This is a genomic window from Jeotgalicoccus sp. WY2 (assembly GCF_018437745.1).
GTDB classification, from domain to species: Bacteria; Bacillota; Bacilli; order Staphylococcales; family Salinicoccaceae; genus Jeotgalicoccus; species Jeotgalicoccus psychrophilus.
Genome location: NZ_CP049818.1, coordinates 2,333,355 through 2,358,946 on the forward strand (window position 1 = coordinate 2,333,355; position 25,592 = coordinate 2,358,946).

The following is a 25,592-nucleotide window of genomic DNA, read 5'->3' on the forward strand; positions in this document are numbered from 1 at the left end:
ATGACTAAAATTGCTGTAGATTTAATGGGCGGAGATAATGCTCCAAAAGCGATAGAAGAAGGTATAATCCAGGCGGCTGATACTTTTGATGATATAGAAATTCTGGCATTCGGCATGCCTGGGAGCTACAGCGGAAATCATCCGCGTGTAACTTTTATCGAAGTAACGGAAAAAATTGAATCGGAAGATGATCCGGTTAAATCTGTCAGAAGAAAAAAAGACAGCTCGCTCGTTAGAGCAGTGAAAGCTGTAGCTGACGGTCAAGCGGATGCAATTGTGTCAGCGGGTAATACCGGAGCGATTATGAGTGCCGGACTGTTTGGCGTTAAGCGTATTAAAGGAATAGAACGTCCTGCAATTACGACTATGCTGCCGACAACTTCAGGTAAAGGTATGCTGATGCTTGATATGGGTGCGAACTCTGAAAACAAGCCGAATCATTTACTGCAGTTTGCACAGATGGCAAGCGTGTATATGGAAAATATTGAAGGGCGTAAAAACCCGTCAATCGGTTTGATCAACAACGGCAGTGAAGAAATTAAAGGAACTGAATTGACTAAAGAAACGTATCAGCTGTTAAAACACAGCGGCCTTAATTTCCACGGTTTCTTTGAAACACGCGATATTTTAACTGGCGATGTAGATATCGCGGTGACTGACGGCTTTACCGGCAACGTCGTTTTAAAAACAATTGAAGGAACATCTTCAAGCCTGCTCGGTGAAGTGAAGAAAATTATGCTGAAAAACCCCGTAAATAAACTTGCGGCACTGGCAATGAAAAAAGACTTTGCAGAACTTAAAAATATGCTCGACTACAGACAATTCGGCGGCGCACCGTTGATGGGACTGCAGGGCAATGTAATTAAAGCACACGGTTCATCGGATGCTACTGCAATTGTCAATGCTGTAAAACAAGCGAAAATTATGGCAGACTCAGGGACGATTGACAAAATAAAAGACTTAATAGGTGAAGATAATGAGTAGATTAATTATTTTTCCAGGACAAGGTGCCCAGTACGGCGGCATGGCAAAAGATTTATACGAGAACAACGATAAAGCCAAAGCTGTACTAGATGAAATTTTTTCATATGTTGATTTTGACTTAAAAGAGATTATGTTTTCAGAAGAAGATGCGAGACTGAACGATACGGAATACACACAGCCCGCTCTATTCGCTCACAGTCTTGCAGTACTGGCTGCGACTGAGCTGACAGGAGATTACCTCCTCGGACACTCGCTTGGTGAGCTGCCTGCACTTGTACATGCAGGTGTTGTTTCACTGGAAGACGGGGTTAAACTCGTCACAACACGCGGTGAGTTAATGAGTAAAGCAGACAGCGGCGCAATGGCTGCTGTTATCGGTATGGGCTTTAAAGATCTTGAAGAAGCATGCATCAGTGCGTCGGATGATAACTCTAAAGTTGCACCTGCCAACATTAATGCACCAGATCAGGTTGTCGTATCGGGAGATACAGCTGCGGTTGAGCGTTTTAAAGAACTTGCAAAAGAGCGCGGTGCAAGACGTATTATTCCTTTAAAAGTATCGGGGGCATTCCACTCTCACCTAATGGAGCCGGCACGCGTGCAGTTTAAATCATTCGTCGACACGATTGATTTTAAAGATGCAGAAATTCCGGTTATTCAAAACGTCAGTGCACAAGCTGAAACAGACGCTCGGACGATTAAACATCAATTCGTTGAGCAGATTACACATCCGGTACGGTTTGTGGAGTGCGTTGAAACTGCGGCAGAACACGGTGTGACTGAAGCAATTGAAGTCGGTCCGAAAAAAGTTCAATCCGGCTTGGTGCGTAAAATTACGAAAGAAATATCTACTTCAAATATCGATACATTCGAACAGGCAGAGGTGTTTTTAAATGAGTAAAATAGCATTGGTTACAGGTGCTTCACGCGGAATCGGCCGTGAAATTGCACTGACACTTAGTAAGGAAGGCCACACGGTTATTGTGAACTATTCAGGTTCAAAAGATAAAGCAGACGCTGTGGTTAAAGAAATCGAATCAAACGGCGGTACTGCCGAAAGTTATCAGTGTCACGTCCAGAACGCAGATGACGTGAAGGCAATGATTAAACATATTACAGATACGTACGGTTCAATCGACATCGTTGTCAACAACGCTGGAATTACCCGCGACAATCTTCTGATGCGCATGAAAGAGGAAGAGTTCGACGACGTTGTAGATGTAAACCTAAAAGGTGTCTTTAACGTTATTAAAAGCGTGTCACGTCCGATGATCCGCCAGAAATCCGGCAGCATTGTAAACATCTCAAGCATTGTCGGGTCACTCGGCAATGCGGGACAGACGAACTACGTGGCAACAAAAGCGGCAATCGACGGCATGACGAAATCAGTTGCACGTGAACTGGCATCAAAAAACATTACTGTTAACGGTGTGTCACCAGGATTCATTCAAAGTGATATGACAGATGTCCTCGGAGATGATATTAAGGACGGCATGCTGCAGCAGATTCCGTTGAAACATTTCGGTGAAGCGAAAGATATTGCGAATGCTGTCAGTTTCTTAACGAGCGACAAAGCATCTTATATCACAGGACAGGTAATACACGTCAACGGCGGTATGTACATGGGTTAAAAGCTGTGATATTATTTAAGGGAGGTGAAGAAACAATGGCTAATATTGACAAAATTAAAGACATCATCGTTGACAAACTTGGAATCGATGAAGAAAAAGTAACACCAGAAGCATCTTTCAAAGATGACCTTGGTGCTGACTCACTTGATATCGCTGAACTAGTGATGGAACTTGAAGATGAGTTTGATATGGAAATTCCTGATGAGGAAGCTGAAAAAATCAACACAGTAGGCGACGCATTGAATTTCATTGACAAAATAGAAAAAGAACAATAAAACACTTGAAAAATCCACTTATGATGAAGTGGATTTTTCTTTGTGAATAAATGCAGAAAATAGTAAAATGAATGAGGTGGATATATGGACTTCCAAATAGTGCTGAATAAAGTTAAAACGGATTCAGCAGCACAAGTGAGACTTGAAAAATTTAACGTGAAATTTAAAGAATTTGCGGACAAAGTTAATATTAACGTCGACAGAATCGGTCTTTATCAGCAGGCATTTATGCACAGTTCTTATATTAATGATTTAGGACTCGATAAAAGATATAACAATGAACGGCTCGAATTTCTCGGCGATGCAGTACTAGAATTGATGGTGTCAGATCATATTTTTAACAAGTACGAAGAATTGCCTGAGGGCAGACTGACAAAACTTCGTGCAAATATCGTGTGTGAACCTTCACTTGTAGTATTTGCCTCGAAACTCGATATGCCGGTATTAATCCTGCTCGGACGCGGCGAAGAAAAAACAGGCGGCAGAAGCCGTCCGTCGATAGTGAGCGATGCGTTTGAAGCATTTTTAGGCGCACTGTATTTAGATCAGGGAAATGAAGGCGCATGGCAGTTTTTAAGCGATTTCGTCTTTCCGCATATTTCATCTGAGGATTATAATGCAGTTATCGACTATAAAACGATGCTGCAGGAATATTCGCATCAGGCGTTTTCAGAAAGCGTCACATACGAACTCGTAAGCTCGACGGGACCGAGCCACCACCGCCAGTTTGAAACAGAAGTTTCTATTGGTGATAAAGTACACGGTACCGGTGCGGGTTTATCGAAAAAAGAATCAGAACAACAAGCAGCTAAAAGTGCATTGAAAGCACTTGGCCAAGAGGTGTAGAGACATATGGTATTTTTAAGGCAGATCGATGCACATGGCTTTAAATCATTTGCAGATAAGGTCAATATAAAATTTGACAGCGGCGTGACTGCTGTCGTCGGTCCTAACGGGAGCGGCAAAAGTAATATTACCGACGCCATCAGATGGGTGCTCGGTGAACAGTCGGCGCGCGTGATGCGCGGTGCGAAAATGGAAGACATCATTTTTGATGGTACAGAAAACCGTACGGCGATGAACTATGCATCGGTCAGTCTGATTTTAAACAATGACGATTATACACTCGGTAAAGATAAGGAAGTCGTTATTTCAAGAAAACTGTACCGGAGCGGTGACAGTGAGTATTTTATCAACAGTGAAAAATCAAAACTGAAAGATATTACAGAACTATTTTTAGACTCTGGTCTCGGTAAAAATGCGTATAACATTATCAGCCAGGGCCAGGTCGATGAAATACTAAAAGCGAAACCAATCGAACGCCGCAAAATTATCGAAGAAGCTGCCGGCGTAATGAAATATAAAAACCGTAAACACGAGTCTGAAAAACGTCTCGATGAAACAAAACAGAACTTATCACGTGTACACGATATCATTGAAGAAATCAGTTCACGGGTGGCGAGACTGGAGCGTGAAAGTGCGATTGCAGAAGAATATCTCGCCTTAAAGGAAGAGATGACACAGAGCGATATCGAAGTGAATGTCTACGATACGATGCACCTGCTGACAGAACTTGATGATATTACAGCACGTATTCAAAAAGAAGAATCAGAACTGGAAACTGCACGTCAAACGTTAAAAGAAGTGCTCACGGTACTTGATACACTTGAAAAAGAACGGGAAACACTGCAGCAAAAAGAGCGTGCCGAAAATCAGGAGCTTCTTAGAACGACGCGTGAGCTTGAAAAAATCGAAGGACGCATTGCTTTATACGCAGAGCGTGAAACGAAGAAAGAAACGCTGAAAGAAGATTTAAAGACCCGTTTACAGCAGTACGAAGCACAACTGACAGAATTAACCGCATCACTGGAGAGTGAACAGAGTAAGAAAACTGCATTAACTGAACAAAGAACAGAACAGAAAAAGTCGGAGGGAGATAAAAGGCGAGAACTTGCCGCTGTACAGTCGACAGATGACAGCAACATTGAAAAGCTGAAAGATGAATATTACGAGCTGATGGTTAAAAAGACGACGCTCGAAAACGATAAACGCCGCAGCCGCGATGAACAGTCAAAATTGGCAGACAGCATTCAGTACAAAAAAGAACGTCTGGAAATACTCAGTGCTGAAGTATCGGAACTCGAACAGACTCTAATTGAGAAAAAACAGGCGCTCAGTGAAGCGGATGAACAGTTAACTGCTGCGCGTACTGCTTATAAAATGTCCGGGAAGAATTGACTGACCTGAACGGGCTGTATGATAAATCTAAAATGATTATAACCGTGCAGCGAATTTCATCCAGAATCAGCAGTCGAAACTCGATATGCTGAAAAATATGGAAGAAAACTATCAGGGCTATTATCCGGGAGTCCGTGCAGTACTGAAAAATAAAGACAGTATTCCGGGGGTGATCGGTGCAGTAGGTGAACTGATATCGGCACCTTCAGAGTATATGACGGCGCTCGATACAGCGCTTGGCCAGGCGAGCCAGAACATCGTTATGGATGTTGAGCATAATGCACGCACGGCAATCGCATTTTTAAAACAGAAAAACTTCGGCTTTGCGACATTCCTGCCGCTTGATACGATCCGCGAACGCCACTTGTCGGTCGACGTGGAAAAATCGCTTGAAGCGTCGAATATTGATTACGGGTATTATCGGAAGTTGCGGATATTAAACGCGAATACCGCAAAGTAATTCTGCACTTGTTAAATACGACAGTCGTCGTTAAAAATATGAGTGATGCTTCAGCGCTAGCACGAGCAACGAATCAGCGAGTCCGCATTATTACGATGGACGGCGAAACGATTATGCCGGGCGGGGCGATGAGCGGTGGTTCAAAAAACCGTAAAGGCTCAATTATGGAGTCGAAGAAAGAGATTGCGGAAATTACCGAAAAAATTGAAGAATACACATCGCAGACAGCGTCATTGAAAAAAGCAGTCGACGATGCCGGAGAGCAGATTGCGGATTATACCGTCAAGCTAAAACAGCTCGAAGAATCTGGAGCGGCGCTCGGTGAAACCCACGATATCCTTCAGCAGGAAGTTACGCAGCTTGGCTTTACACTATCGAGTAAAACAGATGCAGTAAACGAACTGACAAGTGAAGTGGCAGGACTGTCACCTGAGAAGAAACTGGCAATTATGATGAGCAAGATAGAAGACTATACTCATCAGATGACCGATATCACTACACGTATCGATATGATGAGCCGCTCGCAAAGTGAAAAAGATACACAATTACACAGCTTCAGAGTGAACTACAGCAGCTGAACAATGATAAAATAACATTGGACGGCGAAATGCGTTTTACCGATGCAGCAATCGAACGTATCTCTTTAAACATAGATAATGTGCAGCACAACATCGATAACACGAAGTCGGAAGCGGATATGATTAATGATGATCTCTCAGCGCTGAATATTTCAGAACTCGAGGAGAACAAAAAGGAATTATCCAAAGTGCTCGGTCAGGTTAACAATAAGCTGCAGTCGATAACTGATCAGCTGAAGACTATAAAAGAGGACCATAAGAAGAACCGAAGCAGAAAGTGAACTGCGTAAAGCCGCAGACATGAGCCAGCAGCAGTTAAGAACTGATTCCGGTGCTCGTGAAGGTCTGGGTACGCAGATTGAAAATAAAATGACATACTTAAGCGACAATTATAAAATGACTTATGAACTGGCACGTGAACAATTTGAGTCATTTGATAACATTGAAGCGAAACGTCAAAAAATAACACTGAATAAGAAGAGTATTGAAGAACTCGGGCCGGTAAATATCGGTGCGATTGAAGAGTTCAGTGTCGTTAATGAACGGTTTACGTTCTTAAAAGAACAGGAAGAAGATTTAATCGATGCACGCCAGACACTTTTAGATGTGATCAGTGAAATGGATGAAGCAGTAGCAGAACGTTTCAAAGAGACGTTCTATCAGGTGAACCATTACTTCCAGGAAGTCTTTACCGATATGTTCGGCGGAGGCCGTGCGGAGCTTAGACTGCTGGAAGAAGGTAATTATCTGGATGCAGGCATAGAAATATTTGCTGAGCCGCCTGGTAAAAAGCTGTCTTCATTGTCATTGCTGTCAGGCGGCGAACGTGCGCTGACTGCAATCAGTCTGTTATTCAGTGTGCTGCGTGTGAAAGTCAGCCCTTTCATTATTCTCGATGAAGTTGAAGCAGCACTCGACGAAGCAAATGTAACGAGATACGCGAAGTATTTGAAAAAACTGTCAGCTGATACACAGTTTATCGTTATTACACACCGCAAAGGGACGATGGAAGAAGCGGATCGCCTGTTCGGCGTCACGATGCAGGAAAAAGGTGTAACAAAACTAATCAGTGTTGATTTAAAAAATTACGAAGAACCAGTAAGAGAGGAAGGGAATTAATGGGTATTTTGACCGTTTTAAACGTAAAAAGAAAATACAGGAAGAAAAACCTGCGTCGCTCGAAACACAGACGGATAAACTGGACGACGGCCTGATATCGATTGATGAGTTCGAGGAATGGGAACAGGATCAGCTCAGTTATAAATTTGAAATGGGTCTTAAAAAGAGCCGTGACAAATTCCAGCAGGATATCAACGCTTTAATGTCCCGCTACCGTACTGTTGATGAAGATTTTTTCGAAGCACTTGAAGAAGTACTAATTTCAGCTGATGTCGGTTTTAATACAGTAATGGAATTAACTGAAGAACTTCGTCGTGAAGCACAGCTTAAAAATATTACTGAAACGTCAGAACTGCGTGAGACAATCGTTGAAAAAATGGTTGAAATCTATGAGCGTAACGGTGACGTTTCAGATGAGATGACGATTAACGAAGACGGCCTGACTGGTTTTAATGGTCGGTGTGAACGGTGTCGGCAAAACGACATCGATCGGCAAGCTCGCACACAAGTATACGCAAGAAGGCAAGAAAGTTATGCTCGCTGCGGGAGATACGTTCCGTGCAGGCGCGATTAACCAGCTGCAAGTATGGGGCGACCGTGTAGGTGTCGATGTCATTAAACAGGCAGAAGGATCTGATCCGGCGGCAGTAATGTACGACGCGGTAAACGCTGCGAAAAAACGCGGCGCTGATATTCTATTCTGTGATACTGCAGGACGTCTGCAAAACAAAGGTAACTTAATGAATGAACTGTCTAAAATTAAAAAAGTCATTCAAAAAGTCGTGCCGGAAGCACCGCATGAAGTGCTGCTTGTACTCGATGCCACGACAGGACAAAACGCACTCAGCCAGGCGAAGGCATTTAAAGAAGTGACTGATGTTTCGGGGATTATTTTATCGAAACTGGACGGTACTGCTAAAGGCGGAATTGTGCTGGCGATTAAAAATGAACTGGGTATTCCGGTTAAGTTTGTCGGACTTGGTGAACAGCTCGATGATCTGCAGCCGTTCGATGCGGAAAACTATGTGTACGGCTTATTTGCTGATATGATTCAGGAGAGCGATACACTAGAAGAAAAATTAGAGGAAGATACAGATGACAAATGATTTAGAACGCACGATGCGGGTGAATTATCTGTATGATTTTTATCAGTCTCTGTTAACTGACAAACAGCAGAAATACATTGAACTGTATTATCTGGAAGACTTTCAGTTCAGTGAAATAGCAGAAGAGATGAACGTGACACGGCAGGCTGTGTATGATAATCTTAAACGCTCGCGCGATATGCTGGAGCAATATGAAGAAACACTTGGTATGTATAAAAACTTTAACAAACGCCTCGAATTGTATGCGGAGCTTAAAAATAAGCTCGGCGACAATATAACAAGAGACGTTAAAAAATAATTGAGAGCTTAGAGAAATTGGATTAAGGAGGATGGCACTATGGCTTTTGAAGGTCTTGGAGAACGACTGCAGTCCACGATGGACCGCATAAAAGGTAAAGGTAAAGTTACTGAATCTGACGTTAAATTAATGATGCGCGAAGTGCGCCTTGCACTGCTTGAAGCCGACGTTAACTTTAAAGTTGTGAAGCAGTTCGTCAACGACGTTAAAGAACGCGCACTCGGTTCGGATGTAATGACCAGTTTAACACCCGGCCAGCAGGTCATTAAAATCGTACAGGAAGAGTTAACATCACTGATGGGCGGAGAAAATCAGAAGATTAATCTGTCTCAGAAACCGCCAACAGTCATTATGATGGTCGGTTTGCAAGGTGCAGGTAAAACAACGACCAGGGAAACTTGCGCTGCATCTGCGTAAAAAACACAATAAGCGTCCGCTCTTAGTGGCGGGAGATATTTACCGTCCGGCAGCAATCGATCAGCTCGAAACAGTCGGCAAGCAGATTGATGTGCCGGTATTCTCGCTCGGTGATCAGGTTAAACCTGAAGAAATAGCGACGAAAGCACTTGAGCATGCAAAAGAAGAACACCTGGATACCGTAATTATCGATACGGCAGGACGTCTGCACATCGATGAAGCACTGATGAACGAACTGAAAAATGTCAAAGACATTGCTAATCCTGATGAAATTATGCTTGTTGTCGACTCGATGACAGGTCAGGATGCGGTTAACGTCGCAGAAAGCTTTAATGAGCTGCTTAATATTACCGGAGTGACACTGACTAAGCTCGATGGTGATACACGAGGCGGGGCAGCACTGTCAATCCGTTCCGTGACACAAAAACCGATTAAATTTATCGGGGTTTCAGAGAAGATGGACGGACTGGAAGCATTCCATCCGGAACGCATGGCTTCACGCATACTCGGTATGGGTGACGTGCTTTCTATTATTGAAAAAGCACAGGACAATGTGAACGAAGACGAGCAGAAAGCACTCGAGAAAAAACTTAAGGACTCAAGCTTTACGCTGGATGACTTCCTAAGCCAGATGGACCAGGTGAAAACATTGGGACCGCTTGATGATCTCTTAAAAATGATGCCGGGCGCCAACAAAATTAAAGGACTCGATAAAATGCAGTTCTCGGGCAAGGAAATTGACCACGTCCAGGCGATTATCCGTTCGATGACTCTCGATGAGCGCGAGCATCCGGAAAAACTGAACGCCAGCCGTAAAAAGCGTATTGCAAAAGGTTCCGGCCGTTCACTGCAGGAAATCAACCGCCTGCTGAAACAATTTAACGATATGAAGAAAATGATGAAACAGATGACCAGCGGTAAAAAGAAAGGCAAGAATCCGTTTGGCGGCATGGGTCTTCCATTTTAAAATAAAAAACACACATGTAAAGAATAAACTCTTTACATGTGTGTTGTCGTTTGGTATGATAAATAAGTCGAACGAAAGAAGTATAGAGAGGAGTTTTCACACATGGCAGTAAAAATTAGATTAACTCGTATGGGTTCTAAAAGAAATCCTTTCTACCGTATCGTAGTTGCGGATGCACGCAGCCCGAGAGATGGTAGAATCATCGAACAAATCGGTTCATATAACCCGGTTTCAAAATCTGAAGATAACGTTGTATTAGACAACGAAAAGCGTTAGAGTGGTTGCAGCAAGGTGCTAAACCAAGCGACACTGTACGTAATATTTTCAGTGACAAAGGCATCATGGAACAGTTCCACAATGCTAAATTCGGGAAATAATTCCGATGGACAAATTACTTCAAACAATTCTTGAACCGATGCTGGATTATCCGGAAGCACTCATCATCAACCGTGATGAGACGCCGCATAAAGTTTCGTATAAAATAAGCGTACATGAAACCGATGTCGGACGAATAATCGGCCGCGGCGGCCGTTTTATTAAAGCGCTCCGCATTGTAGTTTCAAACGCTGACAGAGACGCGTCAAAGAAAGTGTTTGTTGATTTGCACTAAGACACACTTAAAGAGTGTGTCTTTTTATTCTTTATAAGAGGTGTTCATCTTGCGAATTAAAATTGGTAAACTGGTAAATTTCCACGGTGTGCGCGGCGAAGTTAAACTTTTAAGCGACTCGGATTTTTTAAAAGAACGCTTCAAGGCAGGTAATAAAGTTGAAATTGGCAGCGGCGAGCTGACGATTGAATCTTACCGCACGCATAAAAACTTTCATATGCTGAAGTTTGAAGGTGTGTCGAACATAAATGACATTATCCATCTAAAAGGCAAAGATGTTTTTATCGAAGACCATGCTGAAGAATTAGCACTCGATGACAATGAATACCACGTCCGTGATATTGTCGGCTTAACCGTCATTAATCTGGACGATAATACAGAACTTGGTAAAATTTCAGATGTCATGTTCACCGGCGCCAATGACGTCTGGGTGATTGACGGCGAGCGCGAATATTTAATTCCCTATATCGAACAGGTTGTTAAAACTGTCGATTTTGACCGCGGCATAGTTGAAATTACACCACTCGAAGGATTGTTGGATTAATGAATATATATTATTTAACACTGTTCCCGGACATGTATGAAGGTATACTCGGTGCTTCTATTTTAAAACGCGCTGAAGACAAGGGTATCGTTAATTATCACATGATTAATTTCCGTGACTTTTCAAATGATAAACATAACAAGGTCGATGACTATCCATACGGCGGCGGGGCAGGTATGGTCTTAAAACCGGAACCTGTATTCAACGCAATGGAGAGTCTTGAAATTAAAGGCAAGAAGCGCGTTATTTTAATGTGTCCGCAGGGCAGGCCATTTGATCAGAAAATGGCTGAGGAACTGGCTGAAGAAGACAATATTGTCTTTATTAACGGTCATTACGAAGGTTACGATGAGCGTATCCGTACGCTTGTAACCGATGAAGTATCTATAGGGGATTATGTCTTAACAGGCGGCGAACTGGCATCACTGACAATGACTGATGCTATCGTCCGTTTAATCCCCGATGTGCTGAGCAATGAAGCCAGCCACCAGGAAGACTCATTCTCAACGGGCATGCTTGAGCATCCGCATTATACCCGTCCGAGGGAGTACCGCGGCATGACAGTGCCGGACGTTCTATTATCGGGCAACCATAAGTTAATTGATGAATGGCGTCACGAACAAAGCTTGAAAAGAACAAGAGAACGCCGTCCGGATTTACTAGACGAATAAAGCTCAATTTTATTCGTAAAAGTGATTGAAGGACTGGGGTTTGTATGGTAATATTGTACGAGTGTAAATACACGTAAATATCACAGTCATCCGCTTAGCTTGGGCAAGAAATGGCAAGATAACTGGAAGAAGGAGAAGATATATTATGTCACAGGAATTATTAAATTCTATCGTTAAAGACCAGTTAAAATCTGATCTTCCTGAATTCAAATCAGGAGATACAGTTAAAGTACACGTTCGTATTGTAGAGGGAGACCGCGAAAGAATCCAGCTTTTCGAAGGTGTTGTAATCAAACGCCGCGGAGGCGGAATTTCTGAAACTTTCACTGTACGTAAGATTTCTTACGGTGTCGGTGTTGAGCGTACATTCCCAGTTCACACGCCTAAAATCGAGAAAATCGATGTTGTTCGCCGTGGACGCGTACGTCGTGCTAAACTTTACTACCTGCGTAACCTGCGTGGTAAAGCTGCTCGTATTAGAGAAATCCGATAAGACCGCTTTAAAAACACCCGAACCTTTAGAGGTCCGGGTGTTTTTTATCTTTTTTCAGCTCTGAACTGCTGAGCTTCCGACAGAAAGGCCTCCAGAATTTTCTTCGAAGGCTCATCAAATTTATACGAATCCTCCGGATGGAACTGCAGCCCCATTATAAAAGTATTGCCCGTACCCTCGAGCGCTTCTATCACACCGTCCGGCGCGCGTCCAGACACGATAAAGTCCTTATTATCAACGTCTTTGTTCGCTTGATGATGGTGACTGTTAACCCTGATTTTATCCGTGCCGACGATTTTGTGCAATCTGGAGCCTTCAATCAGCACGCTGTGCTGAAGATAATCTCTGTTTGACTTCTGCTTATGCTGAATTAAATCTTCACCTTCGTACTGAGCTTCCAAATCCTGATACATCGTGCCGTCGGTTAAGCTGTTCAGCAGCTGGCTGCCGCGGCAAATTCCCAGAATCGGAATTCCTCTTTTAAAAGCATGTTTGATCACTTCAATTTCATACTCATCACGGCCATGCTCAACTTTTTCAAGTTTTGGATGCGGTTCTTCATTGTAAGTACTCGGATTAATATCATTGCCGCCCGTTAAATATAAACCGTCCAGTACTTCAATCTGTTCTTTAATCGACTGCTCATCATCATTTTTCGCAAGCAGCAGCGGCACACCGCCGAGATCTGTCACAGCTTCGATGTAGTGCGGTCTTAAACTCATATTATTTTCTTCGATTGCCGTTGTAATTCCTATAATCGGTCTGCCCATAATCTGTCTCCTTTTGTTGTTTGTTATTTTATACCCGAAAATGAGTGAAGTTATTCGAGGGTTATAAGATGGTTGTTTCTCTTTTTTGTTAACTTTTGTTTTATTAATGTTAATTTTTAGTGTATAAATATGTTAACTGAATTGACAGGAGGGGTCAGATTATGTTTATAACAGCTCGAAAATTACCTGAGGAGCTGCTCCATTATTACGCTTTGCAGCGTCGTTCAGCACTAGGAGCTAAAAATCACGATAAACTGCGCAGACTGGAACGGGGAGTTGAAGGAGAACGCGTTTATGATATGATTTTAAATGAAGCAGGGCATGAGAACCTGTACATATTCCGTGATTTATATTTGCTGATTGAAGGGTCCGTTACACAGTACGATACGCTGATTGTCAGTGAATCCGGTATTATCGTTAATGAAATTAAAAACTTTACTGGAGACTATCAAGTGGAAGCCTCCATGTGGACACGAAGTGGAGGGGCAACGCTGCCCGACGATCCGATGAGTCAGCTCAGGCGGGCCGTTGGAAAACTGATGAATCTGCAGAGAGGCGCTGGATTTAAGTTTGAAGTTTCGGGGAAATTAATTTTCCCAAACGAATCATTCCGGCTATTCACGAAGGATGACCAAGTGTGGAATCAAGTAGTACTCCGTGCTGATTTCAAAAGATACTTTAACGGATTTTATAACGAATACAGCGGAGAAGGCGCATCTAAGCTTGCCGATATAATCGAACGGCACATCGTGCCGAACCCTTACTTTAAACATCGAGTCGACTTCGAATCAGTCAGGCACGGCCTATACTGCGGCGGGTGCGGGAGTTTTCAGCTGGAAAAACAGCAATTTCATTTGCTGTGCATGACCTGCGGTTCACGTGAAAGCAATGAGACGCATCTCGTCCGGGCAATGAGCGATTTTAAATATCTGTTTGGAGATTTAGCCATGACAAGCAGGCGGCTGATGGAGTTTACGGGAAATGCCGTGAATGTTCGCACTCTTCAGCGAGTACTGAATAAGTATTGTTATGTCAAAGGAGTCTATAAAACTAGTAATTATATATTTAAGTATTTTGATTTCGATGAAGCCATGAGAAAAGAGCAGCAAACCCGTAAATATAAGGACTATCTCAGCTAATTCGATATTATCTAATACTTTTGGTTCTACACTGTCCGATAAACAGATTTGTCAGACACTGTAGAACAGACACTGTCCGATAAACGGATTTGTCAGACACTGTAGAACTGACACTGTCCGATAAACAGATTTGTCAGACACTGTAGAACTGACACTGTCCGATAAACGGATTTGTCAGACACTGTCAGTAAATAACAAACTCTGCAAGCCAATCATCCTCACATCACACGTCAAAATCATGATAAAATGTAAAAGGAATATATAAAACAAACTACAAAATCGAAACAATACAGAAAGGGGCAACCTGATATGTCTATTAACTGGTTCCCGGGGCACATGGCGAAGGCTCGCCGCCAAATTGAAGAGAGTCTGAAGAAAGTGGACGTAGTTATCGAGATACTGGACGCGCGTATACCGTATGCTTCCAAAAATCCGATGCTGGATCATGTTATCGGTGACAAGCCGAGAGTCGTTGTGCTGAACAAGAAGGATATGGCCAGCAATAAAGAGACGGATCGCTGGATTAAACGGCTGAAAGCTGACGGAGTTTATCCTATAGCACTGAACGGCAAGGAGCCGAACGTGCTGAAGAAGATTGAAAATACAGTAGTCGAAGCGACCAAGGAAATCTTTGAACGTATGGAACGAAAAGGCATTAATCCGCGCGCCATCAGAGCGATGATTGTCGGAATTCCGAACGTTGGGAAATCGACGATTATTAATAATATAGCAAAACGTAAAGTTGCGAAAACGGGTAATACACCAGGCGTAACTAAAGCACAGCAGTGGATTAAAGCAGGGTCGAAAATGGAACTGCTCGACACGCCGGGCGTACTCTGGCCTAAATTTGAAGATGAGTCGATCGGCCGTAAACTATCTCTGACAGGTGCGATTAAAGATAACGTCGTAAACCTTGATGACATTGCGATATTTGCACTCAAATTCATGCGGGAACATCACCTTGATGCAATTAATAAATTTTATAATATTAATATCGATGAAAATTCTGAAATCGTGGAAATCTTTGACGCCATCGGCCAGTCGCGCGGCTTTAAAATGAGCGGCAATGAAATCGACTACGAACGCGTTGCGGAAAAAGTGATTTACGATACACGCGATGCGAAAATCGGTCAGTTTACATTCGATTTGCCTGAGGATGCTTAATAATAATATGAAGATAAGCGATATTAAACTGGAGATTAACAAGATAAAAACCATGGCCGATTTAACGGCCTCGGCCTATAACGAAGACGAGCGCAAAGGTGTACAGGGCGCGCTTAAATCTCGGGCGCGCGTACTCCAAAAAGAAGTGGCGCTCGCTGAACATTTCAACGCGATGATGATGCATGAAAACAAACACCCGGATATCATTATTGCCGGTATCGATGAAGCTGGACGGGGTCCCTTGGCAGGCGATGTCGTGGCAGCAGCTGTTATTCTGCCGCAGGATTATAAAATAATCGGGCTCGATGATTCTAAAAAAGTTCCGCTGAAGAGACGGCTCGCACTGCGTGAAGAAATTATGGAATATGCCGATTACGGAGTGGGTATTGCAACAGCTGAAGAAATCGACATGCATAACATTTACAATGCAACGAAAATTGCGATGCAGCGTGCGCTTGATAATTTATCGGGTCAGCCTGAACATTTACTGATCGATGCAATGACGCTCGACAACGGTGTGCCGCAGACGTCTATCATTAAAGGAGATGCGGTGTCGAACTCTATCGCTGCAGCTTCAATTATTGCGAAAACGACGCGTGATTTAATGATGGAAGAATACGCTGCAGAATATCCGGAATATGGATTTTTAAATCATAAAGGCTACGGTACGAAAGCGCATCTTGAAGCACTTGAAAAATACGGAGCAACGCCCATCCACCGGAAGACATTTGAACCGGTAAAAAGTATGTTTCTAAATTAACTAAGTGTTTTATTTCACAATCATTAGCGCGATAAACGTTCTAAATTTCAATAATACTGCGGTTTCGAACCATATTCCGGGTAACTTGTGATTTTTTTTCAAACTTTCGCAAAATAATAATAATTTGTTTGATTAGTTGCCACTTACACGTTTACATTCGAGTGAGTGTTTCCTATAATTAGGAATGTAAGCTTTATTAAAAAGTCTTAGGAGGAAAATCATGAATATCCATGAGTATCAAGGAAAAGAAATTTTTCGCTCAATGGGTGTAAACGTACCTAAAGGTGACGTTGCTCTTACACCAGAAGAAGCAGTTGAAGTTGCAAAAACACTTGATTCAGATGTCTACGTTGTTAAAGCTCAAATCCACGCAGGTGGCCGTGGTAAAGCAGGCGGCGTTAAGATAGCAAAATCTGTCGATGAGGTTAAGGAATATGCTGAAGAATTATTAGGCAAAGTCTTAGTTACTCATCAGAACGGTCCGGACGGGACTGAAATCAAACGTCTTCTCGTTGAAGAAGGCTGCGATATCGACAGCGAATACTACTTAGGTTTTGTAATTGACCGCGCGACGAACCGCGTTACATTAATGGGTTCTGAAGAAGGCGGAACAGAAATCGAAGAAGTAGCAGAAGCAACTCCTGAAAAGATTTTTAAAGAAGTTATTGATCCTGCTGTAGGTCTTATGCCGTTCCAGGCTAAGAGACTTGCGTTCAATATTAATATTCCAACAGCGTCTGTAAACAAAGCAGCTAAATTAATGCTTTCTTTATACGATGTATTTATCAAAAAAGATGCTGCAATTATGGAAATTAACCCGCTTGTAACTACAAGTGACGGCGAAGTTATTGCACTTGATGCGAAAGTTAACTTCGATGCGAATGCATTATACAGAAACAAAGATGTCGTTGAATTACGCGACTTTGATGAAGAAGATGAAAAAGAAATCGAAGCTTCTAAGCACGATTTAGCATATATCGCTTTAGAAGGTAATATCGGCTGTATGGTTAACGGTGCCGGACTTGCTATGGCAACGATGGATACGATTAACCACTTCGGCGGAAGACCTGCCAACTTCCTTGACGTAGGGGGCGGCGCGACTGCTGAGAAAGTTACCGAAGCATTCAAACTTATTTTAAGTGATAAAGCTGTAGAAGGTATCTTTGTAAACATTTTCGGCGGTATTATGAAGTGTGACGTTATCGCTGAAGGTGTCGTTGAGGCTGTAAATAACGTTGGTCTTGAAATTCCTCTTGTCGTTCGTTTGGAAGGTACAAACGTTAAAGAAGGTAAACAGATTCTTGCAGATTCAGGTCTTGCAATCACATCGGCAAGCACAATGGCTGAAGGTGCCGAGAAGATCATCGCTGCTGTAAACGAAAATAAATAATAACGGAGGAATATATTGTGGCTGTATTTGTAGATAAGAATACTAAAGTAATTGTACAGGGTATTACCGGTTCAACAGCACTATTCCACACAAAGCAGATGCTTGAGTATGGTACTCAAATCGTTGCTGGTGTGACACCTGGTAAAGGCGGACAGGAAGTTGAAGGCGTTCCTGTATTCAACACTGTAGAAGAAGCTAAAAAAGAAACTGGCGCAACAGTATCAGTAGTATACGTGCCGGCACCATTCGCTGCAGATTCAATCATTGAAGCTGCAGATGCTGAACTGGACCTCGTAATTTGTATTACTGAGCATATTCCGGTACTCGATATGGTTAAAGTAGTACGTTATTTAGAAGGTAAAAACACGCGTCTTATCGGACCGAACTGTCCAGGTGTTATTACTGCCGATGAAACTAAAATCGGTATTATGCCCGGCTATATCCACAAAAAAGGACACGTTGGTGTCGTATCACGTTCAGGTACACTAACTTATGAAGCAGTTCATCAGTTAACTCAGGAAGGTGTCGGCCAGACATCTGCTGTCGGTATCGGCGGAGACCCTGTTAACGGTACGAACTTTATCGATGTGCTTAAAGAATTCAACGAAGATCCAGAAACTTACGCTGTAGTAATGATCGGGGAAATCGGCGGTACTGCTGAAGAAGAAGCTGCAGAGTGGGTTCGTGATAACATGACTAAACCTGTTGTCGGCTTCATCGGCGGACAAACTGCACCTCCAGGAAAACGTATGGGCCATGCCGGTGCGATTATTTCAGGCGGTAAAGGGACAGCTGACGAAAAAATCCGTGTCATGAACGAATGCGGAATTAAAACAGCTGCAACACCTTCTGAAATTGGTGAAACGCTTATCGAGCGCATCAAAGAAGAAGACGGTCTTTACGAAAAATGTTTAACAGTAAAATAAATGTAATATAACTCGTGCATGTGAGTGAAAAACGGCGGTAATCCTAATGGATTATCGTCTTTTTTGTCTTTTTCTGGAAATATTTGTCGGTAAATTGAAATCTGAATAAGCCTGAAATCTCTTATAATATAAGTATCATAATATCAGGGGAGGCACATATGGATTTACTACTTATGAGCTATGCAGGGGTTACTTCAAAAGAATATTATCACTCTTAAATAACGGTTTTATTTCGCCTGAATTAAAGCGCAAAATTGAGTTTGCAAATACGCTTGACAGAAGAAAATTATCACATTTCTGGACAGGCTGAATATCAGCTATATTACGCATGAACACTCACTTTATCCGCCTTTACTGAAAGAAATTTATGATTTTCCCTACATATTATATTACCGCGGAAACCCCAGGTACTTAATGGAAGATATGCTCGGTGTCGTTGGCAGCAGAAAATCGACAAGCTATACAGCTAAATCTCTGGAGGTGCTCTTGCCGAGTCTTAAAAACATTGCTATTATATCAGGACTTGCCTACGGTGCGGATGAAGCGGCACACAAGACGGCAATCGGCAATAATATGAAGACGATTGGTGTGCTTGCATTCGGGCACAGTACACACTATCCAAAAACAACTGCGGATATCCGCCGGGAGATGGAACAGAGTCATCTGACAATCAGCGAATATCCGCCGGACACACCAATCCGGAAATGGCAGTTCGTTGCACGCAATAGAATTATTGCCGGCTCTGCCCGAGGTGTCCTTGTAACAGAAGCGGAAGAAAAAAGCGGCAGTTTAATTACGCTTGAGATGGCACTCGACGATAACCGGAACGCATACTGTCTGCCGGGAAATATTACATCCGCACTGTCAAAAGGAACAAATTTACGTATAAAAGAAGGCGCATCAGTTGTGACAGAAGCAGATGATATTCAGAGAGATTTCGACTGAAAGCAGCAAGACGAAATATTATAATAAGTGGATTTTCATTGACAAAGTAAAATTTAACTGTGTATCATTTGGACTTGAATAGATTAAAAGCAAATTAGGAGGCAGCAGAGTGGCAGACAATTTAGTGATCGTAGAATCACCTGCGAAAGCAAAGACGATTGAAAAGTACCTCGGTAAACGTTATAAAGTAATTGCTTCCATGGGACACGTGAGAGATCTTCCGCGCAGTCAGACTGGAATTGATACAGAAAATAATTACGAACCTAAATATATTACGATACGCGGTAAAGGCCCGTTACTAAAAGAATTGAAAAAAGAAGCGAAAAAAGCGAAGAAAGTATTCTTAGCAAGTGACCCCGACAGAGAAGGGGAAGCAATTGCCTGGCATCTGAGCCATGCACTTGGGGCAGACAATGATTACTACCGTGTGGTCTTTAATGAGATTACAAAAGATGCAGTTAAAGAAAGTTTTAAAACACCATCTGAAATCGATATGCAGCTGGTAGATGCGCAGCAGGCAAGACGCATACTTGACCGCCTTGTAGGTTACAACATCTCACCTGTATTATGGAAGAAAGTTAAAAAAGGATTATCGGCAGGACGTGTTCAGTCGGTTGCACTGAAATTAATTATCGACCGTGAAAACGAAATCCGTAAATTCGTTCCTGAAGAATACTGGTCTATTGAAGGAACATTTAAAACTGGCCGCTCGAAATTCACAGGTAAATTTAACAAGCTTGCTTCAGATAAGCAGAAAACTAAACTTCAGAATAAAGACGATGTCGATAAAGTCATGGGTCAAATAAAAGGTTCGGATTTCAATATCGATTCTGTTGAGAAAAAGAGAAAAAACGTAATCCGGCACAGCCGTTTACAACTTCTTCACTGCAGCAGGAAGCAGCGCGCAAGCTGAACTACAAAGCGCGTAAAACAATGATGCTCGCTCAGCAGCTGTATGAAGGTATCGATATTAAAAAGAAGGTACAGTCGGTCTGATTACTTATATGAGAACGGATTCGACACGTATTTCAAATACTGCCAAAGATGAAGCATACGATTTAATCGAGTCGACCTACGGCAAAGAATATACCGGCACGCAGAAATCAGCAGCGAAAGCTGCGTCACAGGATGCGCACGAGGCAGTCCGTCCAACATCTGCAAACCGTACACCGGATAATATGAAGCAGTATTTGAGCCGCGATCAGCACCGTCTGTATAAACTAATCTGGGACCGTTTCATTGCCAGCCAGATGGCGCCGGCAATATTAGATACAGTTAAAATAGATTTGAGCAACAACGGCGTACTCTTCAGAAGTACCGGCCAGACGATTAAATTTAAAGGTTTTATGCAAATTTACATCGAAGGCACGGATGACACTGAAGATGATTTAAACAGTAAACTTCCTGAAATGAATGAAGGAGAGACGGTAACATCAAAAAATTGAACCGGCGCAGCACTACACACAGCCGCCGCCGAGATTTACTGAGGCTCGTCTAGTTAAGACATTGGAAGAATCGGGAATCGGACGGCCGTCAACTTACGCACCGACAATCGATACCATTCAAAAACGCAACTATGTCCGCATGGACCAGAAACGTTTTATCCCGACAGAAATCGGTGAAATCGTCAACGAGCAGGTTGTGGAATACTTCCCGGATATTATCGATATTGCCTTTACCCGCAATATGGAAGAAAGCCTCGACTCAGTAGCTGACGGTAAAAAAGAATGGCGCGAAGTTATCGACGAATTCTATAAAGGCTTCAGTCCGCAGGTTGACCGCGCGGAAGCAGAAATGGAAAAAATCGAAATTAAAGACGAACCGGTTGGAGAAGACTGTGAAAAATGCGGTTCTCCGATGGTTTACAAAATGGGACGTTACGGTAAATTCATGGCATGTTCGAATTTCCCTGACTGCCGCAACACGAAAGCAATCGTCAAAGAAATCGGCGTTAAATGCCCAACTTGTAAAGAAGGAGAAGTCGTCGAACGCAAATCGAAGAGAAACCGTATTTTCTTCGGCTGTGAAAGATATCCTGAATGCGACTATGTATCGTGGGATCGTCCAATCGGTCGCGACTGTCCGAAATGTGAACATCACCTGGTTGAAACGAAAAAAGGTAAAAAAGCACAGGTTAAATGTACGAACTGTGAATATAAAGAAGACGCAAGCTAATTAATGAACCGTCCCCGGTGATTCGGGGACGGTTTTTTTAAATCTTCGGTATGTGTTAACTTTATTTGAACACCACTCTGAATCCCATCCTGCAGGCAATTACAAGGTAAACGAAATGAAAGCGCCTTTATTGTCTTCCTTTTTGACAGAATTATAAATATTTGTACAATTAAGTGCAATTTAATTAAAAATGGTTTAATATAACTACTGTTGTTTACTTGCGGACTAGTTTACATTGTATTGCTTGGCTAAATAATTTAAATTATGATAAAATTCAGACAAAGGATGAGGTGGTCGAAATTTACGTCAATGATTATTTACGAATGCTTAAGTATCAGCGTAATTTTTCCGATCATTCTATAAAAAGTTATGATCATGATATTCATGAATTCATAACTTTTTTGAAGACTGAAAGTTTATCGGTACCAGCATTTAAATATATGGATGCAAGAAACTACCTGGCAATGCTGTATGACCGCAATTTTAAAAAATCAACCGTATCGAGAAAAATATCGACGCTTAGAAGCTACTATAATTATTTAGCTGACAGAGAATGCGTCGATATAAATCCGTTTACGGCACTGCCTTTTCCAAAAAAGGAAGAAGTGCTCCCGGATTTTATGTACGAGAATGAAATCGAAGCGCTATTTGAAAGTCTGGATCAGAATCATAAAATGTATGAACGTGACCTCGCAATACTGGAACTGCTTTACGCCACCGGTATGCGGGCGAGTGAACTGATTGGTTTAAGGCTGAAGGACATTGATTTCACAGTACAGATTGTCAGGGTGCTCGGGAAAGGACGCAAATGGCGGGTCGTACCGTTTCATGACCGTGCAGCCCGTGCTTTGGAAAGTTATGCGGAAACATACAGCGAAGAAATACTTAAGAATGATGCAATGTGGGTAAATCACAGAGGAGGGCCGCTCACAGTTCGCGGACTCCGCCATATTATCGATATGACGGTGAAGCGCAGCGCACTCCACTTGGACATTCATCCGCATACTTTCCGGCATACGTTTGCAACGCATTTACTGAACAACGGAGCAGATTTACGGGCAGTGCAGGATTTGCTCGGCCATGAGTCTTTATCAACGACACAGCGTTATACGCACGTGACGACTGATCAGCTTAAAAAGACTTATTTAAATGCACACCCGAGTAATAAAAAGAGGTGACAAGATGACGACGATATTCGCGATTAAGCATCATGGCCAAATGGCGATTGCAGGTGATGGCCAGGTAACACTCGGCAATCAGGTCGTAATGAAACATACCGCAAGAAAAGTCCGCCGTTTATTTAACGATCAAGTCGTAGCAGGTTTTGCAGGCAGTGTGGCAGATGCTTTTACACTGTTTGAAAAATTTGAAGCGAATCTGCATGAGTACAACGGCAATCTGCAGCGTGCTGCAGTTGAACTGGCTAAAGAATGGCGCGGTGATAAAATGCTCCGCCAGCTGGAAGCGATGCTGATTGTAATGGATAAAAACGATTTGCTGCTCGTCTCCGGTACAGGTGAAGTGATTGAACCGGATGACGGCATTCTGGCAATTGGTTCCGGCGGCAATTACGCGCTCGCAGCAGGACGCGCACTGAAGAAACACGGTGCAGATTTAAGTGCTGAAATGATTGCGCGTGACAGCTTGACTCTGGCAAGTGAAATCTGCGTATTTACTAACGATAATATAATAGTAGAAACAATCGATTAAAGAAAGAGTGAGATAAATGTCAAACACCAATCTTTCTCCAAGAGAAATTACAGCCCGCCTCGATGAAAGTATTATCGGGCAGGATGAAGCAAAACGAAAAGTCGCGATTGCAATGCGCAACCGCTACAGAAGAATGCTGCTTGACGATGAACTGAAAGAGGAAGTTATTCCTAAAAATATTCTGATGATTGGACCGACCGGTGTCGGGAAAACAGAAATCGCAAGACGCATTGCTAAAATTACCGGCAGCCCCTACACAAAAGTTGAAGCGACTAAGTATACGGAAGTCGGTTACGTCGGCCGCGATGTTGAATCTATGGTCAGAGACCTGGTCGACAGTGCTGTCCGCATGGTCAAAGAGGCTAAGAAAAATGAAGTCGCCGATGATGCGCTGGATTTAGCAAATGAACGTCTGACAGGTTTAATTGCACCGGGACGAAAAAAACAACAACCGGCAAGTAATAACCCGTTTGAAATGCTGATGAACCAGCAGAATGAAGAAGAAGAGCTGGAAGAAATAGATGATTCAATCAGGCTGAAACGCCGCGATATAAAAAGTCAGCTCCTGGCCGGCAAGCTTGAAGATGAAAAAGTGACGATTGAAGTGGCTGAAAGTTCAAATCAGCTTGGCATGATGATGCCGGGTATGGATAACAACGGCATGGGCGACATGCTGCAAAACTTAATGCCGAAGAAGAAAAAAAAACGCACGATGACAGTGAAAAAAGCACGTCAGTATTTAATCGATGAAGAAGCTGAAAAGCTGATCGACCTCGATAATGTAAATGACGAGGCGATTGAACTGGCAGAAACAACGGGAATTATCTTTATCGATGAAATTGATAAGATCGCTAAAAGCAGCCAGAACTCGGGTGACGTTTCACGCGAAGGTGTGCAGCGCGATATTTTACCAATCGTTGAAGGTTCAACAGTGCAGACTAAATACGGTTCGATTAAAACGGATTATATTTTATTTATCGGAGCAGGTGCATTTCACGTTGCCAAACCAAGTGATTTAATTCCTGAACTGCAGGGGCGTTTCCCGCTCCGCGTCGAACTGAACAAACTGACGACAGATGATTTCGAACGCATTTTAAAAGAACCGAAGAATTCATTGCTGCAGCAGTACGAAGCCTTGCTGAAAACAGAAGAAGTATCGATGTCATTTACAGATGAAGCAATCAGAGCACTTGCTGAGATTGCCTACAAGGTAAACTCATCGACAGATGATATCGGTGCAAGAAGACTTCATACAATATTAGAAACACTGCTCGAAGAGCTGTTGTTTGAAGCGAGCAGTATGCAGGGTGCGCACGTTGAGATTACGAAGCGCTACGTCGATTCGAAACTGGATCATATTTCTACAGATAAAGATTTAAGTGAATTTATTTTATAAAATAACAGGAGTGAAATATCATGGCTAGTTTATTACAGAAAACACGTGAGATTAACAATTTAATTCAAGGCAGTTCAAATATTAAAGTAGATTTCGAAGAAGTCGCAGACAAATTAAGCGGTATTTTAGAATGTAATACATTCATCGTGTCAAAAAGAGGTAAGTTACTCGGAATCGGTGTTGAACAGACTATCGAAAACGAACGTATTGTCGATATGCTTGAAAACAGACAGTTCCCTGAGTATTACGTTAACCAGATTATGCGTATTACAGAAACTCGCGAAAACATCGCATTCGAAGATGATTTAACTATCTTCCCGGCGGAAGATTCGTATCAGGATTCTGAAACGTGCATCGTGCCGATTTACGGTGGAGGCAACCGTTTAGGTACATTAGTACTCGGCCGCAGAGAAAATGAATTCTCAGAAGACGATTTAGTACTTGCTGAATATGCCGGTACAGTTGTCGGTATGGAAATCCTGCGCGAGAAAAATGAAGAAGTTGAACAGAAAGCGCGCGATAAAGCGAGTATTTCTATGGCGATCCGTTCATTATCATATTCTGAACGTGAAGCAATCGAGCACATTTTTGATGAGCTTAATGCAGACGAAGGACTACTTGTTGCTTCTAAAGTCGCAGACCGTGTCGGCATTACGCGTTCAGTTATCGTTAACGCACTTCGTAAACTTGAAAGTGCAGGCGTAATCGAATCCCGTTCATTAGGAATGAAAGGGACGTTTATCAAAGTTAAAAAAGAAGATTTCCTGCCCGAGCTTCGTAAAGACAGCTAAGGTTGCAAAAAGACAATATATATGATATAGTATTA

The 25,592-nt window shown here is 42.6% G+C and carries 21 protein-coding genes and 5 pseudogenes; 25 read left to right on the top strand and 1 reads right to left on the bottom strand.

All coding sequences use genetic code 11. The features are described from left to right. The 14 genes and pseudogenes from plsX to rplS all read left to right on the top strand — a co-directional run bounded on the left by plsX (nucleotide 1) and on the right by rplS (nucleotide 12,391). Entirely contained in the window at nucleotides 1-984 is a 984-nt protein-coding gene (gene plsX, locus G4D76_RS13460; RefSeq protein ID WP_213810137.1) for a phosphate acyltransferase PlsX, read from the top strand. Continuing rightward, nucleotides 977-1,885, top strand: a complete 909-nt coding sequence (gene fabD / locus G4D76_RS13465) for an ACP S-malonyltransferase (RefSeq protein ID WP_026858424.1) — start codon at nucleotides 977-979, stop codon at nucleotides 1,883-1,885. The genes plsX and fabD overlap by 8 nt, the downstream gene beginning before the upstream one ends. Continuing rightward, entirely contained in the window at nucleotides 1,878-2,615 is a 738-nt protein-coding gene (fabG, locus tag G4D76_RS13470) for a 3-oxoacyl-[acyl-carrier-protein] reductase (protein ID WP_213810138.1), read from the top strand. Before fabD ends, fabG begins: the two co-directional genes overlap by 8 nt. Before the next feature lie 35 nt (nucleotides 2,616-2,650). After that, nucleotides 2,651-2,890, top strand: coding sequence for an acyl carrier protein (locus tag G4D76_RS13475; RefSeq protein ID WP_026858422.1), 240 nt, complete (start codon nucleotides 2,651-2,653; stop codon nucleotides 2,888-2,890). A gap of 84 nt (nucleotides 2,891-2,974) precedes the next feature. Then, nucleotides 2,975-3,736, top strand: coding sequence for a ribonuclease III (gene rnc / locus G4D76_RS13480; RefSeq protein ID WP_213810139.1), 762 nt, complete (start codon nucleotides 2,975-2,977; stop codon nucleotides 3,734-3,736). A 6-nt stretch (nucleotides 3,737-3,742) separates the two neighbouring features. Further along, a pseudogene (smc, locus tag G4D76_RS17300) lies at nucleotides 3,743-7,285 on the top strand (chromosome segregation protein SMC). A 34-nt stretch (nucleotides 7,286-7,319) separates the two neighbouring features. Further along, a pseudogene (gene ftsY, locus G4D76_RS13510) lies at nucleotides 7,320-8,391 on the top strand (signal recognition particle-docking protein FtsY). Further along, complete coding sequence (locus tag G4D76_RS13515; protein WP_213810145.1) at nucleotides 8,381-8,689, top strand: putative DNA-binding protein; 309 nt, start codon at nucleotides 8,381-8,383, stop codon at nucleotides 8,687-8,689. The pseudogene ftsY and the gene G4D76_RS13515 overlap by 11 nt, the downstream one beginning before the upstream one ends. Before the next feature lie 39 nt (nucleotides 8,690-8,728). Beyond that, a pseudogene (gene ffh / locus G4D76_RS13520) lies at nucleotides 8,729-10,073 on the top strand (signal recognition particle protein). A 102-nt stretch (nucleotides 10,074-10,175) separates the two neighbouring features. Beyond that, a pseudogene (rpsP, locus tag G4D76_RS13525) lies at nucleotides 10,176-10,450 on the top strand (30S ribosomal protein S16). A 5-nt stretch (nucleotides 10,451-10,455) separates the two neighbouring features. Continuing rightward, nucleotides 10,456-10,683: a KH domain-containing protein gene (locus tag G4D76_RS13530; RefSeq protein ID WP_213810146.1), complete on the top strand. Its 228-nt coding sequence runs from the start codon at nucleotides 10,456-10,458 to the stop codon at nucleotides 10,681-10,683. 49 nt (nucleotides 10,684-10,732) lie between these two features. After that, nucleotides 10,733-11,227, top strand: coding sequence for a ribosome maturation factor RimM (gene rimM, locus G4D76_RS13535; RefSeq protein ID WP_213810147.1), 495 nt, complete (start codon nucleotides 10,733-10,735; stop codon nucleotides 11,225-11,227). Then, nucleotides 11,227-11,898 carry a tRNA (guanosine(37)-N1)-methyltransferase TrmD gene (gene trmD, locus G4D76_RS13540; protein WP_213810148.1) on the top strand — a complete coding sequence of 224 codons (672 nt, stop codon included), beginning with the start codon at nucleotides 11,227-11,229 and terminating at the stop codon, nucleotides 11,896-11,898. Before rimM ends, trmD begins: the two co-directional genes overlap by 1 nt. Before the next feature lie 145 nt (nucleotides 11,899-12,043). Then, nucleotides 12,044-12,391 (top strand): 50S ribosomal protein L19, encoded by a 348-nt coding sequence (gene rplS, locus G4D76_RS13545; RefSeq protein ID WP_026858413.1) that lies wholly within the window; start codon nucleotides 12,044-12,046, stop codon nucleotides 12,389-12,391. A 44-nt stretch (nucleotides 12,392-12,435) separates the two neighbouring features. Here rplS and G4D76_RS13550 read toward each other — a convergent pair whose 3' ends face one another. Beyond that, nucleotides 12,436-13,161 carry a gamma-glutamyl-gamma-aminobutyrate hydrolase family protein gene (locus tag G4D76_RS13550; RefSeq protein ID WP_213810149.1) on the bottom strand — a complete coding sequence of 242 codons (726 nt, stop codon included), beginning with the start codon at nucleotides 13,159-13,161 and terminating at the stop codon, nucleotides 12,436-12,438. A gap of 161 nt (nucleotides 13,162-13,322) precedes the next feature. Between G4D76_RS13550 and G4D76_RS13555 the strand changes: the two genes are divergently transcribed. From G4D76_RS13555 to codY, 11 genes and pseudogenes are all read left to right on the top strand, one after another. Next, nucleotides 13,323-14,300 (top strand): nuclease-related domain-containing protein, encoded by a 978-nt coding sequence (locus G4D76_RS13555; protein ID WP_213810150.1) that lies wholly within the window; start codon nucleotides 13,323-13,325, stop codon nucleotides 14,298-14,300. Nucleotides 14,301-14,609: 309 nt separating this feature from the next. Further along, nucleotides 14,610-15,464 carry a ribosome biogenesis GTPase YlqF gene (ylqF, locus tag G4D76_RS13560; RefSeq protein ID WP_213810151.1) on the top strand — a complete coding sequence of 285 codons (855 nt, stop codon included), beginning with the start codon at nucleotides 14,610-14,612 and terminating at the stop codon, nucleotides 15,462-15,464. Between the two features lie 7 nt (nucleotides 15,465-15,471). After that, on the top strand, nucleotides 15,472-16,224 hold the full coding sequence (locus G4D76_RS13565) for a ribonuclease HII (RefSeq protein ID WP_213810152.1): 753 nt from the start codon (nucleotides 15,472-15,474) through the stop codon (nucleotides 16,222-16,224). A gap of 220 nt (nucleotides 16,225-16,444) precedes the next feature. Further along, nucleotides 16,445-17,614, top strand: coding sequence for an ADP-forming succinate--CoA ligase subunit beta (gene sucC, locus G4D76_RS13570; protein ID WP_026858408.1), 1,170 nt, complete (start codon nucleotides 16,445-16,447; stop codon nucleotides 17,612-17,614). Nucleotides 17,615-17,631: 17 nt separating this feature from the next. Then, a complete protein-coding gene (gene sucD, locus G4D76_RS13575; protein ID WP_026858407.1) occupies nucleotides 17,632-18,540 on the top strand; it encodes a succinate--CoA ligase subunit alpha in 909 nt (302 codons plus the stop codon). 354 nt (nucleotides 18,541-18,894) lie between these two features. Continuing rightward, nucleotides 18,895-19,485: a DNA-processing protein DprA gene (locus G4D76_RS13580; protein ID WP_250130336.1), complete on the top strand. Its 591-nt coding sequence runs from the start codon at nucleotides 18,895-18,897 to the stop codon at nucleotides 19,483-19,485. A 109-nt stretch (nucleotides 19,486-19,594) separates the two neighbouring features. Then, nucleotides 19,595-21,660: pseudogene (topA, locus tag G4D76_RS13585) on the top strand (type I DNA topoisomerase). 299 nt (nucleotides 21,661-21,959) lie between these two features. Then, entirely contained in the window at nucleotides 21,960-22,838 is an 879-nt protein-coding gene (xerA, locus tag G4D76_RS13590; RefSeq protein WP_256440597.1) for a site-specific tyrosine recombinase/integron integrase, read from the top strand. A 4-nt stretch (nucleotides 22,839-22,842) separates the two neighbouring features. Beyond that, on the top strand, nucleotides 22,843-23,370 hold the full coding sequence (gene hslV, locus G4D76_RS13595; protein WP_035784944.1) for an HslVU peptidase proteolytic subunit: 528 nt from the start codon (nucleotides 22,843-22,845) through the stop codon (nucleotides 23,368-23,370). 16 nt (nucleotides 23,371-23,386) lie between these two features. After that, nucleotides 23,387-24,766: an ATP-dependent protease ATPase subunit HslU gene (hslU, locus tag G4D76_RS13600; RefSeq protein ID WP_213810153.1), complete on the top strand. Its 1,380-nt coding sequence runs from the start codon at nucleotides 23,387-23,389 to the stop codon at nucleotides 24,764-24,766. Nucleotides 24,767-24,786: 20 nt separating this feature from the next. Next, nucleotides 24,787-25,557, top strand: a complete 771-nt coding sequence (gene codY, locus G4D76_RS13605) for a GTP-sensing pleiotropic transcriptional regulator CodY (protein ID WP_026858402.1) — start codon at nucleotides 24,787-24,789, stop codon at nucleotides 25,555-25,557. The last annotated feature ends 35 nt before the right edge of the window (nucleotides 25,558-25,592 follow it).